The 16,799-nt window shown below is 49.6% G+C and carries 14 protein-coding genes and 2 tRNA genes; 9 read left to right on the top strand and 7 right to left on the bottom strand.

Features of this window, described 5'->3' with window-relative positions; translation table 11 throughout:
• Window positions 1–72 precede the first annotated feature (72 nt).
• Window positions 73–909, bottom strand: coding sequence for a PHP domain-containing protein (locus tag HMPREF2560_RS01330; protein WP_070734699.1), 837 nt, complete (start codon window positions 907–909; stop codon window positions 73–75).
• A gap of 65 nt (window positions 910–974) precedes the next feature.
• A complete protein-coding gene (locus HMPREF2560_RS01325; protein ID WP_070734701.1) occupies window positions 975–3,371 on the bottom strand; it encodes a penicillin-binding protein 1A in 2,397 nt (798 codons plus the stop codon).
• 153 nt (window positions 3,372–3,524) lie between these two features.
• On the opposite strand from HMPREF2560_RS01325, the gene pilM reads away from it, so the two are divergent.
• From pilM to aroB, 7 genes are all read left to right on the top strand, one after another.
• Window positions 3,525–4,616 (top strand): type IV pilus assembly protein PilM, encoded by a 1,092-nt coding sequence (gene pilM / locus HMPREF2560_RS01320; RefSeq protein WP_070713662.1) that lies wholly within the window; start codon window positions 3,525–3,527, stop codon window positions 4,614–4,616.
• A gap of 4 nt (window positions 4,617–4,620) precedes the next feature.
• Window positions 4,621–5,244, top strand: a complete 624-nt coding sequence (locus HMPREF2560_RS01315; RefSeq protein WP_070460446.1) for a PilN domain-containing protein — start codon at window positions 4,621–4,623, stop codon at window positions 5,242–5,244.
• Window positions 5,244–5,915, top strand: a complete 672-nt coding sequence (gene pilO, locus HMPREF2560_RS01310; RefSeq protein WP_070734705.1) for a type IV pilus inner membrane component PilO — start codon at window positions 5,244–5,246, stop codon at window positions 5,913–5,915. Before HMPREF2560_RS01315 ends, pilO begins: the two co-directional genes overlap by 1 nt.
• A gap of 15 nt (window positions 5,916–5,930) precedes the next feature.
• On the top strand, window positions 5,931–6,473 hold the full coding sequence (locus HMPREF2560_RS01305; protein WP_003684527.1) for a pilus assembly protein PilP: 543 nt from the start codon (window positions 5,931–5,933) through the stop codon (window positions 6,471–6,473).
• Between the two features lie 20 nt (window positions 6,474–6,493).
• Window positions 6,494–8,626, top strand: coding sequence for a type IV pilus secretin PilQ (gene pilQ / locus HMPREF2560_RS01300; protein ID WP_070734707.1), 2,133 nt, complete (start codon window positions 6,494–6,496; stop codon window positions 8,624–8,626).
• Window positions 8,627–8,758: 132 nt separating this feature from the next.
• On the top strand, window positions 8,759–9,271 hold the full coding sequence (locus HMPREF2560_RS01295; RefSeq protein ID WP_070734708.1) for a shikimate kinase: 513 nt from the start codon (window positions 8,759–8,761) through the stop codon (window positions 9,269–9,271).
• Between the two features lie 22 nt (window positions 9,272–9,293).
• Complete coding sequence (gene aroB / locus HMPREF2560_RS01290) at window positions 9,294–10,373, top strand: 3-dehydroquinate synthase (RefSeq protein ID WP_070734710.1); 1,080 nt, start codon at window positions 9,294–9,296, stop codon at window positions 10,371–10,373.
• Between the two features lie 84 nt (window positions 10,374–10,457).
• Here the strand turns inward: aroB and HMPREF2560_RS01285 are convergent, their stop codons facing one another.
• From HMPREF2560_RS01285 to HMPREF2560_RS01275, 3 genes are all read right to left on the bottom strand, one after another.
• Window positions 10,458–11,807, bottom strand: coding sequence for a sensor histidine kinase (locus HMPREF2560_RS01285; protein WP_070734712.1), 1,350 nt, complete (start codon window positions 11,805–11,807; stop codon window positions 10,458–10,460).
• 29 nt (window positions 11,808–11,836) lie between these two features.
• Entirely contained in the window at window positions 11,837–12,514 is a 678-nt protein-coding gene (locus HMPREF2560_RS01280; protein ID WP_070734714.1) for a response regulator, read from the bottom strand.
• 135 nt (window positions 12,515–12,649) lie between these two features.
• Window positions 12,650–13,216 (bottom strand): NADPH-dependent FMN reductase, encoded by a 567-nt coding sequence (locus HMPREF2560_RS01275; protein ID WP_070587528.1) that lies wholly within the window; start codon window positions 13,214–13,216, stop codon window positions 12,650–12,652.
• A gap of 136 nt (window positions 13,217–13,352) precedes the next feature.
• On the opposite strand from HMPREF2560_RS01275, the gene HMPREF2560_RS01270 reads away from it, so the two are divergent.
• The gene (locus HMPREF2560_RS01270) at window positions 13,353–14,780 is read left to right on the top strand and encodes an MFS transporter (RefSeq protein WP_070607395.1); all 1,428 of its coding nucleotides are present in this window, start codon (window positions 13,353–13,355) and stop codon (window positions 14,778–14,780) included.
• A 71-nt stretch (window positions 14,781–14,851) separates the two neighbouring features.
• The gene (gene dacB / locus HMPREF2560_RS01265) at window positions 14,852–16,264 is read left to right on the top strand and encodes a D-alanyl-D-alanine carboxypeptidase/D-alanyl-D-alanine endopeptidase (protein ID WP_070607134.1); all 1,413 of its coding nucleotides are present in this window, start codon (window positions 14,852–14,854) and stop codon (window positions 16,262–16,264) included.
• A 290-nt stretch (window positions 16,265–16,554) separates the two neighbouring features.
• Here the strand turns inward: dacB and HMPREF2560_RS01260 are convergent.
• Both HMPREF2560_RS01260 and HMPREF2560_RS01255 read right to left on the bottom strand, forming a co-directional pair.
• Window positions 16,555–16,631, bottom strand: a tRNA-Asp gene (locus tag HMPREF2560_RS01260).
• A 32-nt stretch (window positions 16,632–16,663) separates the two neighbouring features.
• Window positions 16,664–16,739, bottom strand: a tRNA-Val gene (locus tag HMPREF2560_RS01255).
• Window positions 16,740–16,799: the final 60 nt, after the last annotated feature.

The raw sequence follows: 16,799 nt of genomic DNA, 5'->3' as shown, positions 1-16,799 counted from the left end.
AATATGTAGAGTGTGATATGTTTATAACTGTCTCATACTTGGCGGGCCGTCTGAAAAATTGCTGTCAAAAATTCAGACGGCCTTAAAGTGTTCCCAGACCGGGCGGCATTGTTCGGGTAAGTCGGGACAGGCGCCGAGTATGCCGCCGCTGAAGTCGTTGGGGCGGTGGAAGTCGCTGCCTGCGCTGGCGAGAAAGTCGAAGCGGTCGGCAAGCAGGGCATAGTTGAGGCGGTCGTTTTTGCAGCAGTTGCCGCTGTGCACTTCAATCCCTGCGCCGCCGAGATTTTTAAATTCTTGAAACAGGTTTCGTTTGGCGGTGGCGGATAATTCATAGCGCATCGGGTGGGCAATAATGGCCATGCCGCCTGCGCCTGTAATCGCGGCTACACAGTCTTCCAGTGTGGCCCATTCGTGTCTGACGGAACAGGATTTGCCGTCGCCCAGATATTTGGTAAATGCCTGCTGTTTGTTTTTGACATGGCCTTCGCGGATGAGGAATTCGGCAATGTGGGTGCGGCTGGCCATTTCTTTGTTGGCAGCTAATGCCAGCGCGCCTTCATACGTGCCTGTTATGCCTTTTTTCTCCAATTTGGCGGCGATGGCTTCCAATCGTTTCAGACGGCCTTTGCGGACTTCGGCAAGCAGGCTTTGCAGGGTTTCGTTGTGTTCGTCAAAGTCCAAGCCGACAACGTGGATGGTGCGGCCGCGCCAAGTGACGGATATTTCCACGCCGTTGACGAAGGGGAGGCCGAGGGTATTGGCTTCGGCGCGCGCTTCGGCAAGTCCGCCGGTATGGTCGTGGTCGGTCAGGGCGAGTAGGGTGCAACCGTTTTGACGGGCGAGTCGGACGACTTCGGTTGGGGAGAGCATGCCGTCTGAAACGGTCGAATGGCAGTGTAAATCAATCATGGTTTTGCTTTGAATTTTCTTAAAAAAGGCCGTCTGAACGTTTCAGACGGCCTTGCTTTAGAACATTAGAACAGAGAGTCCAGTTGTTGTCTGTTATTGTTGCCGGTATTGCTTGGCAGAACTGGGGTTTCGTCTGATTCTTCACGGGCTGGCGCATTGCCGCTCTCGGTACGGCGGCGGTTTTCATTCGGAACCGCGCGACGGGCAGGTTGAGCGGGGCGCGGTGCAACGCCGCTGTTGTCCAAGGCCAAGTCGGAGCTGGTGGTCATGCGTTCGCGCATATACACTTCGCCACCGTTCGAAACCACGCCCTCAGGAGCTTTCATCGGTTTGACGCTGGTGCCTTTCAGGGCAAAGCGCATGTATTCTACCCATACCGGTACGGCGATTGTACCACCGTAGCCTGCACGACCCATGCTGCGCGGTTTGTCAAAGCCGATATAGACGGCAGTCACAACGCTAGGGTTGAAGCCGACAAACCATGCGTCTTTGTTGTCGTTGGTGGTACCGGTTTTACCGGCGATGTCGGAGCGGCCGAGCGCGGCTGCACCGCGTGCGGTACCGACACGGACAACGTCTTGCATGATTTTGTACATGATGTAGGCGTTGCGCGGGTCAATGGCCTGAGGTGCATTCTCACCGGCTACCAAAGGTTGCATTTGCGCTCTCAGACGGCCTTGGCTGTCGTAGATTTTGTCGATGACGTGGGCAGATACTTTGTAACCGCCGTTGGCAAAGACGCTGTAACCCTCTGCAATACGCAACGGCGTGGTTTCGCCTGTACCCAAAGCCATAGACAGGCTGGCAGGGATTTCAGATGGCTTGAAGCCGAAGCGTTGGATGTATTGTTGCGCGTAGCCGATGCCGATCGACATCAGGATGCGGATGGACACCATGTTTTTCGAAGCGGTCAAAGCCTGGCGTAGCGTGATGTAACCGGAATAGCGGCCGTCTGAATTTTTCGGGTTCCACGCTTTGCCGTTTGCACCTTTGCCCGGCAGGGAAATCGGCGCATCGTTAATCATGGTGGAAGCAGTCATGCCTTTTGCCAAAGCGGCGGAATAAACGAACGGTTTGAACGTCGAGCCGGGTTGGCGCATGGCTTGAGTTGCGCGGTTGAAGGTTTTGCTGTGATAGTCGTAGCCGCCGACCAATGCACGGACTGCACCGGTTTTCGCATCTAAAGACACCAATGCGCCTTGCAACAAAGGCTCTTGAACGACGGTAAAGGTATCGCCACTGCCTTTAACGCGAATGACGGAGCCGCGACGGATGCGGTCATCACCCATTTTTTCGTTGTTGACGGCACGGGCGGCAAAGCCTAAAGCGTGGCTGTTCAGCGTTACTTTACGGCCGCTTGGCAACTGAATCTGTACACCTTTGCGAGAAGCTTCCAATACAACCGCCGGAATCATTTTATCAACGGTGTAAAGCGTAGAAAGATATTGGCTGACGGTTTCTTCTACGTTGTCGCTTTTGCTCAGGTCAATGTAGTTTTCTGCACCGCGGTAGCTGCTGCCGCGGTCGAAGTTGCGCAGGACTTTACGCAGGGCTTCTGTGGCCACGCGCTGGTGTGCAGTGTCGACAGTGGTATATACCTTAAAGCCTTGAGTGTAGGCATCTTCGCCGTATTTCTCAAACAGCTCTTGACGTACCATTTCGGCAACGTACAGGGCGCTTTGATCGATGTTTTGTACAAAACGCTCGTAATGCAACTCTTCTTTCAAAGCCTGATCGCGTTGCTGCAGGGTGATCATGCCTTCTTCCAGCATATTGTTCAGAATATAAGCCTGACGCAGTTTGGCACGCTCAGGGTTCACAATCGGATTGTAGGCAGAAGGTGCTTTAGGCAAGCCGGCCAACATGGCGGCTTCGGCCAATGTTAATTCATTAACATTTTTATTGAAATAAATTTGGGCTGCAGATGCAAAACCATAAGCGCGTTGACCCAAATAGATTTGGTTGAAGTACAGCTCCAAAATCTTGTCTTTGCTCAAAGACTGCTCGATTTTGTAGGCCAACAGTGCTTCGTTGAATTTACGGGTGAACGAACGCTCGCTGCTCAGGTAGAAGTTTTTGGCAACCTGTTGCGTAATCGTACTGGCACCGGATTGAACGCCGCCGGCCATGACGTTGCCGATTGCGGCACGCGCCACACCCCAAACGTCCACGCCCCAGTGGTCATAGAAGCGTTTGTCTTCGGCGGCAATCACGGCATCTTTCAAAATTTTCGGGAAGTCGCCGATTTTGGTAAATTCACGCCGTTGTTCGCCGTAAACGCCAATGACTTGGCCGTCTGAAGAATAAATCGTCAGCGGCATTTTTGGTTTGTAGTGTTGTAAAGAGTCCAAAGACGGCAGTTTTGGATAGGTTACCAAAATTGCAATTGCAATCAGACCTACACCGAAAAGAGCCAGTCCTAATAAGAGACCCATGCAGGTCGTTATAATCTTTTTAATCATGACTAAGTAATAATTTTGCCATTAATGGCGATAAATAAAGTAAAATGGGAAACGATTTCTATCAGCCACAGTCAATACTGTGTAAAGAATAAGAAGTCCTTTACGGATAACGAAACAGTTACTCACTCCTAAATGATACAGGGAAGTCAAATCATGCGCTTATTTAAAAGCACGAAAGATACCAAAACAGGCAAGGCTTCTAGCGGATTGAACAACCGCTCTGCCATCGGCGTCGATATCAGCCAACATGCCATTAAGATGGTACAACTGACAGGCCGTAGTTTAAACCAAATTCAGCTGGAAAAATACGTTATTACCAAATTGCCTAAAAATATTGTCAAAGGCAACAAAATTCAAGACTACGATCAGCTTGCTACTTACATCCAACATACTTACACACAATTACGCAGTTCTTGCAAAAATATTGTTGCTGCTGTGCCACAAAATTTGGCGACAGTCGAGCAAATTATTTACAACCCGCGTGATACCGATTTGGACTTGGAAGAGTTTATCGAGGCGGAAGTCGGCCAATTTGCGCCTATTGAAGAAATGAACTACGACTTTCAAGCCGAAGAAGTCGGTTCAAGCCAGCATGTTTTAGCTGTTGCCGCCAAAAAAGACGATGTCGAGCCACGCATTGAAATGTTTGAAAATGCGGGCCTGCCTTTGTCCGCTTTGGATTTGGACCTGTTGGCGCAACGTAATGCCTTTGTCTATTGGATGAATACGCATGCTCCCGAAATGGCAGAGGAAAAAGTTGCCGTGTTCGGCATTCATGCGACGCAAATGTATGCCCTGATTCTGCAAAACGGCCGTATCCTCTACAAACAAGAAACGCCGGTCAGTACTGAGCAGCTTAATCAGCTGATTCAGCGTACTTATCAGGTAACGGAAGAAAAAGCCGCACAAATGATGGCTTCTCAAAACAAGCCTTCCGACTACCAGTCTCAGATTGCCGACCGTTTTAATGTTCAGGTTGCGCAGGAAGTTCAGCGTGTTCTGCAATTTTACTATACCACGCAGGCCACTGATTCTTTTCACAATATCAAACACATCCTGCTGACCGGCTTTACCGCGCAGCAGGCAGGTTTGGCAGAAAGCATTTTCTCGCAAACCAATACGCCAACAGAATATCTGCATCCGATTTCATATGTGGAACGCAGTGCAAAAGTAGAATTGCCGCAGTTTCAAATTGATGCGCCGTCACTGACTTTGGCGTTCGGATTGGCATTAAGGGGACTTTGAGAACATGATCGAATTAACCAGAATCAACCTTCTCCCATATCGGGAAGAGATTAAACAGCGCAAGCAGCAGCAATTCAAAATATTGATGCTTGGCGCTTTTGCAGTAGGTTTGGGCTTGGCGGCCGCTACCTATCTTGGTATTGACAGCGCCATCAGCAATCAAGAAGGCCGCAACAACTTCCTGCAAACCGAAATCGACAGACTTGATAGAGAATTGGGCGAAATCGATAAACTTCAGCAAGAAAAAGAAGCCTTCTTGGCCAAAAAACTGAAAGTTGAAGAGTTACAGGAAAAACGCTATCAAGCGGCCTATATCCTTGATTCTTTGAATACACTTACGCCCGATAATACTTATTTGACTGCGTTGGAAGCAGAAAGCCCGACCAGCTATAAAATCAGCGGCCATGCCATCAGCGACAATAAAATCGCCGTTATGATGCGCTCCCTGCCAAGTACAGGTATTTTCTTGCAGCCTGAATTGTTGAGCATTAAAAAAGTAGATAACTACCAAGAATTTACTTTGAAATCTTCAATCAACCAAGTGAATACGCCGGCTCCTGCACCGACTGCCCAAAGCAGCGGTGAAATGGCCGAACCTGTGGCAGAACCTGCTCCGGAGGCTCAATAATGGCATCTAAAAACCTGAAACAATTGGACGTACAAAACCTGTACCTGCTCAATATGCCTTCAAAACTTTTGCTGGCAGGTTTATTGATTGTCGGTATGTTGGCTTTGGGCTATGTCGGCGTATTTAAAGATCAGATTGAAACCTTAAATACGCAGGAAGCCAAAGAAGCAGAGCTGAAGGAAACCTTTACGCGTAAAAGCATTCAGGCGGCAAGCTTGAATAATCTGAAGGCTGAATTGGCTTCGATCCGCTCTGCATTTGATGTTTTGTTGAAACAACTGCCGACCGACGCGGAAATTCCGAACCTGATTCAAGAGCTGCATCAGGCAGGTTCAACTAACGGGTTGCGTTTGGATAGCGTTGCACCGCTTCAACCTGAAAACGATGGTCCGATTCAAAAACTGCCGTATCAGATTTCCATCACAGGCAAATACTCACAGATCAGCCAATTTACCCGTGATGTAGGCGATTTGTCGCGCATTATTACTTTAGATTCTTTAAAACTCGTGAACGCAGGTGAGGACAAAGAAGGTAAAGGTACTAAAGGCGAGTTGACATTGAGCGCGATTGCGACGACTTACAAAGCACGTCCGGCTGAAGAGATTGCTGCCGAATTGGCTGCGCAACAGGCACAAGAAGAAGGCAAACCTGCCGAGAATGAGCAAAAATAAAAGAATAGGGAAATCATGAAAAAAATCATCTTACTCTTAAGTCTTCTTCCCTTGGCAGCCTGCACGCAAAGCTATGAAGATTTGACTCAATGGATGACGCAAACCCGTCAGGAGGCGAAGTCCAAGATTATTCCATTTGAAGAGCCGACGGTTACATTGCCTAAGCCGTATAGCCCGCCGAACTTTAAAGGCATGAATGCGTTTGATTCACGCCGTTTGGACACTGCCCCTAAAGGCGGCAATGCGCCGGATGTAAACCGTCCGAAAGAAACATTGGAAGCTTTCAGTTTGGAGAATATGGCCTTTGTCGGAACGCTGCAAAGCGGCGGCAAAGTTTCCGGATTTATCAAGGTCAACGACCATGTTTATACCGTTTATCCCGGAAACTACATCGGTCAGAATTACGGCAGAATCCAAAGTATTACTGAAGATAAAATTATCCTGACCGAGCAAGTTGAAGACAGCTACGGCAACTGGGTGTACCGGAAGGCCGAATTGCCATTGAGCAGTAAAGAGGCGGATTCTTCCAATAGCTCAGATAGTTCGAACTCAAATTAATTTAGGGGTCTCACTCAATTATGAAAACCAAGCACATGACAAAATTATTTGCCGGCTTCAGCGTTGCCCTCGCTGTTCAGACGGCCTTTGCAGGCAATATTACCGATATCAACGTTTCCACTTTGCCTGACAACCAAAAAATCATCAAAATCCGTTTCGACAAAGACGTCACTACACCTCATGGTTTTGTAACATCTACTCCGGCGCGTATCGCATTGGATTTTGCCAACACCAATATCCGTTTGCCTCAGCCTGTTTTGGAATATGCCGATCCATTGCTGAATCAAATTACTGCGGCACAAAACAATGACCGCGCACGCGTGGTTTTGGGTTTGAACAAAATCAGCCAATACAATACTGAGATTCGCGGCAACGAAGTTTGGGTATTTGTAAACGAATCTACTGACCAAACCAATGCGGCTGTTGCAAATGAACGTGCGGCTACGCCGTCTACCGCGCGCGCTGCTCAGACTTATCAAGCTGTTTCAGCAGCCAATATCGATTTCCGCAAAGGTGCACGCAATTCCGGCATTATTGAATTGTCTGCCCCAGGTTTCAGCGGACAGCCGGACATTAAACAGCAGCGCGATCGCGTGGTTGTAACCTTGAAAAACCATACGCTGCCGACACAAGCGCAACGCAGTTTGGATGTGGCTGACTTCAATACGCCTGTACAAAACGTTACGCTCAAACGTATCGGCAATTCTACCCAGCTCATTATCCGCAACAATAATGCGAATTGGGACATCAATACCAAAGCTTCTTCCGGCCGTTTTGTATTTGAAGTATCGCCTAAAGCCGCCAATACCGAATCCAGCGGCTTGAACCAAAATGCGAACAAATCGTTCAAAGGCCGTAAAATTTCTTTGGATTTCCAAGATGTAGAAGTTCGTACCATCTTGCAGATTTTGGCAAAAGAATCCGGTGTGAATATTGTTGCCAGCGATACCGTCAAAGGCACCATGACTTTATCCCTGAAAGATGTACCTTGGGATCAGGCTCTGGATTTGGTTATGCAGGCGCGCAATTTGGATATGCGCCGTCAAGGCAACATCATCAATATCGCACCTCGCGATGAATTGTTGGCAAAAGACAAAGCCTTCTTACAGGCGGAAAAAGAGATTGCCGAATTGGGCCCGCTGTATTCTCAAACCTTCCAGTTGAAATACAAAAACGTGGAAGAATTCCGCAAAATTCTGCGTCTGGAAGAATACGACAGCAATAATTCCAATACCCGCAATACTCTGTTGAGCAACCGAGGCAGCGCCTTAATTGATCCGGCCACCAATACGCTGATCGTGACCGATAACCGCGGCGTGATTGAGAAATTCCGCAAACTGATTGATGAATTGGATGTTCCGACCCGTCAAGTAATGGTGGAAGCGCGTATTGTGGAAGCAGAAGATACCTTCTTCCGTAATTTGGGCGTTAAATTCGGTTCCGGTGGTGCAAGTGGCCGTAACGCATGGGGCAGCAACTGGAGCAATGCACAAACCAACTACAATACCAATGCTTCGTTTAACCGTGGTGACGTAGGCTACCGCACATGGACTTTGGATCCAAACGTCAGCCTGCCGACCGCAGCCGCAGTCAACAGCATTGCGCTGGTGCGTGCGTTCTCGTCCGGTGCATTGGGTTTGGAAATCAGCGCGTCTGAAGAACAAGGTAAGAGCAAAACCATTTCCAATCCGCGTGTGCTGACACAAGACCGCAAAGAAGCCAAAATTGAATCCGGTACGGAAATTCCTTACCAAGAAGCTTCTTCCAGCGGTGCAACTTCGATTACCTTCAAGAAAGCCGTTTTGGGCTTGACCGTAACGCCGAATATTACGCCTGACGGTCAAATCATCATGACTGTGAAGATTAATCGCGATACCCCGATCGACTGTACCGTAGATTCTCTGACAACCAAGTGTATCAACACCAAACACTTGAATACCCAAGCCATGGTTGAAGATGGCGGCACGCTGATTGTCGGCGGTATTTACGAAGAAGAAAGCACCAATGCAGTGAACAAAGTACCTGTTTTGGGCGATATTCCTGTTGTCGGCAATCTGTTCAAATCACGCGGCAAACGTGAAAACCGCCGTGAGCTGTTGATCTTTATCACGCCGCGCATTATGGATAATGTGGGTAACAATCTGCGTTACTGATTTTTAAAATGACAAACAGGCATATCTGCAAAGGTATGCCTGTTTTGGTTTTCAGACGGCCTGAGATGAAAAGGCCGTCTGAAAAACGACGAACTTTTCCACGAAACCACCATATCGTATAAAATGACCCACATGGAAAAAATCAACGGCAATTTAATTTTAATCGGGCTGATGGGCGCGGGCAAAACCACTTTGGGCAAGCAGCTTGCCCAAATGTTTGAATGCCCGTTTTACGACAGCGATTACGAAATCTGCACTTCTTCGGGCGTAACCATTCCGACCATTTTTGAGATGGAAGGGGAGGAAGGCTTCCGCAACCGTGAAACCAATATGCTGAAGAAGCTCGCTTCCCGGCGCAACATCATTTTATCGACCGGTGGCGGCTCCGTATTGCGCAGTGAAAACAGACAGATTTTGCGCCAAAACGGCGCGGTTGTTTATCTGCATGCCAGCCCCGAAACCTTGCTGGAGCGTACCCGTTACGACAGCAACCGGCCGCTGTTGCAAGTTGCCGACCCTTTGGCCAAACTGCAAGAGCTGTATGACCAACGCGATACGCTGTACCGTCAAACCGCCCATCTCGTCATCGAATCCGACAGTTGTCACAAAACGCTCAAACGCCTGATACAGGCTTTAGGCGAATAAACACGCTTTGCAAAGGAACACCATGCGCACACTGACTGTCCAAACCCCGTCCCATCAATACCCCATCTTTATCGGGCATAAACTGATTGAGCAGGCAGATACGCTGCTTCAGCCCTATTTAGGCAAAAAAGCAGCCATCATTACCAACGAAACCGTTGCTCCGCTTTATCTCAAACAGCTTCAGACGGCCTTAGACAGATTGGGCGTGCCGCATTTCAGCATCATCCTTCCCGACGGTGAAGAATATAAAAACTGGCAGACGCTCAACCTGATTTACGATGGCTTGATGCAAAACCGTGCTGAACGCAAAACTACTTTAATCGCTTTGGGAGGCGGTGTGATAGGCGATATGGTCGGCTTTGCCGCGGCGACTTATCAGCGTGGCGCACCTTTTATCCAAGTGCCGACCACCTTGCTCAGCCAGGTCGATTCCTCAGTCGGCGGTAAAACCGCCATCAACCATCCGCTCGGTAAAAACATGATTGGCGCGTTCTACCAGCCGCAAGCCGTGCTGGCCGATTTGACCGCCCTACAAACGCTGCCGCAACGCGAGCTTTCCGCAGGCATGGCCGAAGTCATCAAATACGGCGCATTGGGCGATGCCGAATTTTTTGCTTGGTTGGAAGAAAATATGGCCGACCTGATGGTGCAACACCAAGAAAAAATGGCAGAAGCCGTTTACCATTGCTGCAAAATGAAGGCCGATATTGTTGCCCAAGACGAAACCGAGCAGGGCATCCGTGCATGGCTTAATCTCGGCCACACTTTCGGCCATGCCATCGAAGCTGAAATGGGCTACGGCGTATGGCTGCACGGCGAAGCCGTTGCCGCCGGTTGCGTCCTTGCTTCCCGTTTGTCGCAAATCTTAGGCAAAACCCAACAAGCCGATACCGACCGCATTGCTGCTTTAATGAAAGCCGCCTCCCTCCCGTCTGCACCGCCTGTTTTCTCATTTGAAAAATGGATTGAACACATGAGCCATGACAAAAAAGTCAGCAGCGGCATTATGCGTTTTGTCGGTTTGGAATACTTGGGTAAAGCCAATATCACCGAAATTACCGATATGGAAATCCTCCGTCAAACCTTGCAGCCGTATTTGTGATGAATGAATTAGGTTTACTTTAAAATATAAAAAGGCCGTCTGAAAGTCATTTTCAGACGGCCTTTGGTTTTAAAACGTTTTGATTCATCGGCTTAAAGATAGATAAACCAATTTGGGCGGGTAAAGCGTCTTTTTATCCAGCTCGGCAATAATCAACAAGCCGCTGTCAAAGCGTCGGCTGTCGGCCAGTTTCAGACGGCCTTGATGGCGTTTGACAATGGTGTCTGCAATGGACAAACCAAGTCCGGTGCCTTGTTGTTCGGTACCGAGAATGCGGTAGAAAGGGTCGATAACGCGTTGGCGTTCGCTTGAGGGAATGCCGGGCCCGTCGTCTTCCACCCAGATGTTGAGGTATTCGGCGGTTTCATCAAAGCCCAAATCGATGCGGCCGCCTTTGGGGGTGTAGCGGATGGCGTTATCGGTAAAGGTTTTGATGAGGGTGTAGATTTCAGTGTCGTCGGCGTGGATTTGGCAGTCGTTTTCAACGGCGACGCCGATGTCTTGACCTTTGGCCAGCGCCAGTGGCATGAGTTCCTGCAAGACGCGGCGGAACTGGTTTTGCAGGCTGATCAGGGTTTTAGGGCGTTGGGTTTCGGGTGCTTGGGCGCGTGCGAGGGAGAGGAGTTGCTCGAGCAGGTGGCGGTTGCGCTGTATGCTTTGTTGCAACAGGGCGGACTGCTCGCGCGCTTCGGCGGACAGCTGCATATTGTTGAGCCGCTCTGCCTGAAGGGAAAGGGCGGTCATGGGGCTGCGCAATTCGTGTGCGGCATCGGCGATAAAGCGTTGCTGTTGGCGGACGTTTTCGTCGGTACGTTGCAACAGGTTGTTGATGGCGACGACAAAGCCTTGGATTTCGCTGGGAATGTCTTGCGTGTCCATTGGCGAGAGGTCGTTGATTTGGCGCTGTTCCAAATCGTTGGACAGGGTTTTGACGGAACGCATGGCGCGGTGGGTAATCCAGACGGTGAGCAGGATAATCAGGGGCAGGGCGAGAAGCATGGGAAGGATGCTCTGCACGGCGGCCATTTCGGCTAGCTCTTCGCGGTAGTCGCTTTCCTGCATGACGGCGATGCGGCCTTGCTTGGTGTTGCGGGTATAAACGCGGTAGTAATCGTCGTCGTCATCGGCCTGAATGGTGTGCAGGCCGTCTGAAATCTTCTCAGGCAGGCTGACAATGGGGTTGGGCGTATTAGGAAATTGAACGGAAATCTTGTTGTCGTTGTCGAGTGAGTGTTTCTCGTCATCGGCATCGCTCGGGTCGAGATAGTTCGCGACTTGGCGCAACAGATCGTCTTGAACCTCTTGGGTTTCGTGATAAGTATCGTAATATGAAAATATGCCTGCAAGAATGGAGAGGGGCAGGAGCATACAGATCAGGGCGAGGCTGATCCGGACTTGCAGGGATTGTTTGATGGTGTGGATAAGGCGTTGCATGGTTTGTGTGTTGATATTGTTTTGGTTTTTCAGACGGCCTGGTTGCTTTGTGCAACCAGCCAGCCGACCCCGCGGACGTTTTGAATCGCTTCTTTGCCGAGTTTTTTGCGTAAGGCGTGAATCAGGAAGTCAACGGCGTTGCTTTCAACTTCTTCGCCCCAGCCGTAGATTTTGTCTTCCAAATCGCTGCGCGACAGAATCATGCCCGGACGCAGTAGCAGGGCTTGGAGGACGGCAAATTCTTTGTTGCTGAGCATGATGGCCTGTTCCTGCCCGACTACTTCCGCCTGATGGGTGGAAGGGTTGAGCGTGATGATGCCGTTGGTCAGCAGCGTTTGCGCCTGTCCGCCGTGTCGGCGCAATACGGCACGCATACGGGCTTGCAGTTCCGCCATGTCGAAGGGTTTGACGATGTAGTCGTCTGCGCCGCCGTCTAAGCCGTTGAGCCGGCTGTGCAAATCGTCGCGCGCGGTCACGATTAAGACGGGAACGGTACAGCCGCCGTTGCGGATTTGCGCCAATACGTCCAAACCGTCTTTGCCGGGCAAACCCAAATCCAAGAGCAGCAAATCGTATGCTTGCGCCGCCACTGCTGCGGCAACTTCCGAACCGCGGCTGACCCAATCGACAGCGTAGCCGGTGTCTTTCAGATTAGCACTGACGGCTTGGGCAATCATGGCATCGTCTTCAACCAATAATACGCGCATGGAAGTTCTCCGGAGGATGGGTGGACAGTGATTATAACCGCACTCAATTAGTAAAAATTTAGGAACTGTCGAAAAACAAAAGATGAGGCCGTCTGAAATTTCGTTTTTCAGACGGCCTGTATGCTTCAATTCCGATTATTTAGGGTTTTTCTCAATCAAGGCAACCAATTGGTCGATATAGCCTTGAACAAAGCCACGCGCGGATTCGATGAGCTGGCCGTTGTCGTCAAACAGGGTAGGCGAGTTGCCGAGGAACACTTCCGGTTGACCGGTCAATGGCATATCGAAATACGAAAGGGCAAGGCGCAGATTTTTTTGCGCGCTATAGCCGCCCATTTTACCGACAGAATGACTGATGATGCCGGCAGGTGTTTTTTTCCAGGCAACATCGGCATTGGGTTTGGAGCCGATGTCGATGGCGTTTTTCAGGCAGGCGGGGACGGTACGGTTGTTTTCGGAAGTCACGAACAATACGCCGGCAGAGGCTTTGATGGTTTCACGGAACTCGGTATAGCTGGACGGAGTAGGGAAGTCGGTAACGGCAGGATCGTCGTAGTCGAAGTTGTATAAAGGCAAATGCCCGATTTCGACGATTTGCGCTTCGTAGCCTTCGGGGAACATGGGAATGACGTTTTGTGCGACTTTTCGTGCGAACGAGCCTTTACGCAGGCTGCCGACCAAGATGCTGACTTTCTTTGACATGTTTTTCTCCTGTTTAATAATAAAAATGAAGACAATTCTAAATTTTAGTGTTATCTGGGGAAGCGGTCAAGGTTTCAGACGGCCTGTTAAAATGGTTTATGCTAAAATAACGGTTTCGCTGATATTTCAAATTATTATGCACGCTTCTGATTCGCAAGAGGACGCAACGGCACACGAATACTACGCCGACAATCCCGACTTTCCTGCTAAAACCATTGTCGCCACCTTATTCATCGGCGCATTTTTCGGCTATCTCAACGATACGCTGCTGAATGTCGCGCTCACGCCGATTATGAAAGATTTCGGTGTCGATAAGACCACGGTCCAATGGCTGACGACGGGTTTTCTGCTGGTCATGGGGGCATTTACGCCGATTACGGCAGGCGTGATTCAATGGTTTGAAACACGCAAAATGGTGCTGTTTACGCAGGCAACGTTTTTAGCAGGATCGCTGATTTGCGCGTTTGCACCGACGTTTGGCGTATTGGTGGTCGGTCGGATGGTGCAGGCAGTGTCTGCCGCGTTTTTTGTCCCGCTTCTGTTTAACGGCGTGTTGTCGATTTTCCCTTCCAACAGGCGCGGAACGGCGATGGGTGTGATTACCATGATGTTTACCGCCGCGCCTGCAATGGGGCCTACGCTGTCGGGCATCATCATCGACCATACGCATTGGCGTGTGCTGTTCGGTTTTACCGCGCCGTTTATGTTGGCGGCGATGGTGATGGTGGGCAAATATTTGACGGTCAATTTGAGCAACATCAGCCGTCCGAAAATCGATATGTTGTCAGCTGTGCTGTCGATTGCGGGCTTCGGCGGGTTGGTTTATGCGAGCAGTAATTTTGCCCATATGCCGCTGCTGGAATTTATCCTGCTCTTTGCCGCTTCCGTTGTGCTGGTGGGGTGGTTTGCGCACCGTCAGTTCCGTTTGGCTACGCCGTTGTTGAACCTTCGTGCGTTTGAATACAAACAGTTCAGATATTGCGTTGTGATTTTGGCCGGTGCGATATTCCTGTTCTTGGGTTTGGAACTGATGGTGCCGATGTATACGCAGCAAGTGTTGATGCTGACCGGTACGGCAACCGGTCTGATTCTGATGCCTGCCAGTATTGCCCAAGCGGTTGCCGCGCCTTTGTTCGGCAAATTGTTGGATAAAAAGGGCGGACGCTTTGTCGTTTTGCCGGCAACAGTGATGCTGGTGGTGTCGCTGGCGGTATTGTGGCTGTTTTTGCGGATTGATACGCAAGTGGTGATGTTGACCGCGATGTTTACGCTGTTGGCGCTTTCCGTGTCTGCTTGTGTAACCGGCGAAACCCATGGTCTGAACGCGTTGCCGAAAACGCTCAATCCGCACGGTGCGGCGATTCTGACTACCATTAACCCGATTGCCGGTGCCATCGGCGCGGCGTTTTTTGTCGGTGCAACCAATATCGGCGAGAAACTTTCCAGCGCAGATATGCCGCAACAGGCAATGCTGGACGGTATCCATTTGGCGATGGGTTGCGCTTTGGTTGTCGGTGTTGTGGTTGTTATGTTTGCTTTGCGTTTGAAAGCGCATCAGAAATAAATAAAAAGGCCGTCTGAAACGTTCAGACGGCCTAAGTACCTCGTAAGAATTTATAAGATTTTTGTAACGCAATGAAGTTAAAAAGTATTTTATCAGTCGGCTTGATGATGGCGGTTTGTCCGTCATGGGCTTTGGATTTCGGGCGTATTCCTGAAAATGAGATTTCCGTTTATGTGCAGGAATTGGACAGTGGCAAAGTGATTGCCGAACACCGTGCCGATGAATTGCGTAATCCTGCTTCGACCATGAAGCTGGTAACGGCGTTTACCGCGTTTCGTATGCTGGGCGGCGATTATCGTTGGAAAACCGAGTTTAAAACCAACGGCCTAACCAAAGGCGATACATTGAAAGGCAACGTGTATTGGGTGGGGAGCGGCGATCCTGTGTTTGACCAGCATGATTTGGTGCAAATGCAGCAACAGATGCGCGATAAGGGCATACGCCATATTGACGGACATCTGATACTCGACCGCAGCCTGTGGGGCGATGTGAAGAATCCGGATGATTTTGCTTCCGATTCTGCCGAAAGCTTTATGACGCCGCCCGACCCCAATATGTTGGCGTATAAAACCGTTGAACTCCGTGCTGAAAAAGAAGAAGACGGAAGCTTGGTCATCCGTACCAATCCGCCGCTGCCGAATCTGAACATTCAAAACAAATTGACGCTTGAGAATAAAGAAGGGAAGTGCAGTGTTTTAAAAAACCACATGAAGACTTCCTATAAAAACAATACGCTGACCGTATCGGGCAAGCTGCCGGAAAGCTGCTTGGGACAAGAGCTGTATCTGAATATGTACAGCATGAAAGAATATGTCGGCAAAAGTTTTGTGAACCAATGGCGCCAACAAGGAGGTACGGTTTCAGACGGCCTGACGACAGGTGTCGCGCCTCATGATGCGCATGTGTTGGCGAGCCATCTATCCAAACCGCTTACCGATATCCTCACCGATATGAACAAGCATTCCAATAATCTGATTGCCCGTTCGGTTTTCCTGAAATTTGCCGGAAATATGTCTGATTACAAGCTGGCGCAGACTAAGGCCGCGTCTATCGTAAAAAGCGAGCTGGCGGTTGCCGGTATCAATACGGAAGGGTTGGTGTTGGAAAACGGCTCAGGCCTGTCTCGCGTCGAACGGCTCAATGCGCGAATGATGGCGCAAATGTTGGAAAAAGCCTACTTCAGCCCGTTTAAAAACGAGTTTATCAGTACGCTGCCGATTGCCGGTAAAGACGGCACGCTTAAAACACGCTTGAAACAGCCAGGTGAAAACCTACGCCTCAAAACCGGTACGCTTAAAGATGTCCGCGCGCTGGCAGGGTATTGGTTGGGCGAAAAGCCGTTGCTGGTTGTCGTCATTATTAACAGCCAAAAATCAACCGATTATTTACGCGATTTGGATAAGCTGGTATCTAAAATTGTTCAGCCCGGTGGCGAACATTGGATTGATGCTAAGGCTTCCTGCATGATTAGGTATCAGGCTTGATAAGCTAAAAAAGGCCGTCTGAAAATATATTGACGTTTTCAGACGGCCTTTGTGTAAGAAGGGGAGGCAAGTATTTATGTCTATTTTGAAAGATAATTCAGGGATTGAATGAATAAACGTTTTGGGCGAATCAGTTTGAGATGTATGGTTTTATCTTCGGTATTTAAGACGTATGTTTTAAGTTTATCTCCGGCTTCTCTTGTCTAAATAATCAGGCTCTTTACAAAGAGGCATAGGATACAGACGAAAAAAATACCGGTAAAGACCGGTATTTTTTATTTTTAACTTGATGGCGCGGCGGACGGGGCTCGAACCCGCGACCCCCGGCGTGACAGGCCGGTACTCTAACCAACTGAGCTACCACCGCGCATCCACTGTCAAAGACAATGAAAGGAAACTTGGTGGGTGATGACGGAGTCGAACCGCCGACATTCTGCTTGTAAGGCAGACGCTCTACCAACTGAGCTAATCACCCGAAAAAGGGAGATACTGAAGAATCAGTATTTTTAAATAATGGCGCGGCGGACGGGGCTCG

The organism is Neisseria sp. HMSC078H04, from assembly GCF_001838135.1.
Lineage (GTDB): Bacteria > Pseudomonadota > Gammaproteobacteria > Burkholderiales > Neisseriaceae > Neisseria.
This window is presented reverse-complemented; position numbering and strand designations above follow the sequence as displayed.

Coding starts and splice junctions, on each gene's coding strand:
- HMPREF2560_RS01330 (WP_070734699.1), bottom strand. CDS start 909: ATGATTGATTTACACTGCCATTCGACCGTTTCAGACGGCATGCTCTCC.
- HMPREF2560_RS01325 (WP_070734701.1), bottom strand. CDS start 3,371: ATGATTAAAAAGATTATAACGACCTGCATGGGTCTCTTATTAGGACTG.
- pilM (WP_070713662.1), top strand. CDS start 3,525: ATGCGCTTATTTAAAAGCACGAAAGATACCAAAACAGGCAAGGCTTCT.
- HMPREF2560_RS01315 (WP_070460446.1), top strand. CDS start 4,621: ATGATCGAATTAACCAGAATCAACCTTCTCCCATATCGGGAAGAGATT.
- pilO (WP_070734705.1), top strand. CDS start 5,244: ATGGCATCTAAAAACCTGAAACAATTGGACGTACAAAACCTGTACCTG.
- HMPREF2560_RS01305 (WP_003684527.1), top strand. CDS start 5,931: ATGAAAAAAATCATCTTACTCTTAAGTCTTCTTCCCTTGGCAGCCTGC.
- pilQ (WP_070734707.1), top strand. CDS start 6,494: ATGAAAACCAAGCACATGACAAAATTATTTGCCGGCTTCAGCGTTGCC.
- HMPREF2560_RS01295 (WP_070734708.1), top strand. CDS start 8,759: ATGGAAAAAATCAACGGCAATTTAATTTTAATCGGGCTGATGGGCGCG.
- aroB (WP_070734710.1), top strand. CDS start 9,294: ATGCGCACACTGACTGTCCAAACCCCGTCCCATCAATACCCCATCTTT.
- HMPREF2560_RS01285 (WP_070734712.1), bottom strand. CDS start 11,807: ATGCAACGCCTTATCCACACCATCAAACAATCCCTGCAAGTCCGGATC.
- HMPREF2560_RS01280 (WP_070734714.1), bottom strand. CDS start 12,514: ATGCGCGTATTATTGGTTGAAGACGATGCCATGATTGCCCAAGCCGTC.
- HMPREF2560_RS01275 (WP_070587528.1), bottom strand. CDS start 13,216: ATGTCAAAGAAAGTCAGCATCTTGGTCGGCAGCCTGCGTAAAGGCTCG.
- HMPREF2560_RS01270 (WP_070607395.1), top strand. CDS start 13,353: ATGCACGCTTCTGATTCGCAAGAGGACGCAACGGCACACGAATACTAC.
- dacB (WP_070607134.1), top strand. CDS start 14,852: ATGAAGTTAAAAAGTATTTTATCAGTCGGCTTGATGATGGCGGTTTGT.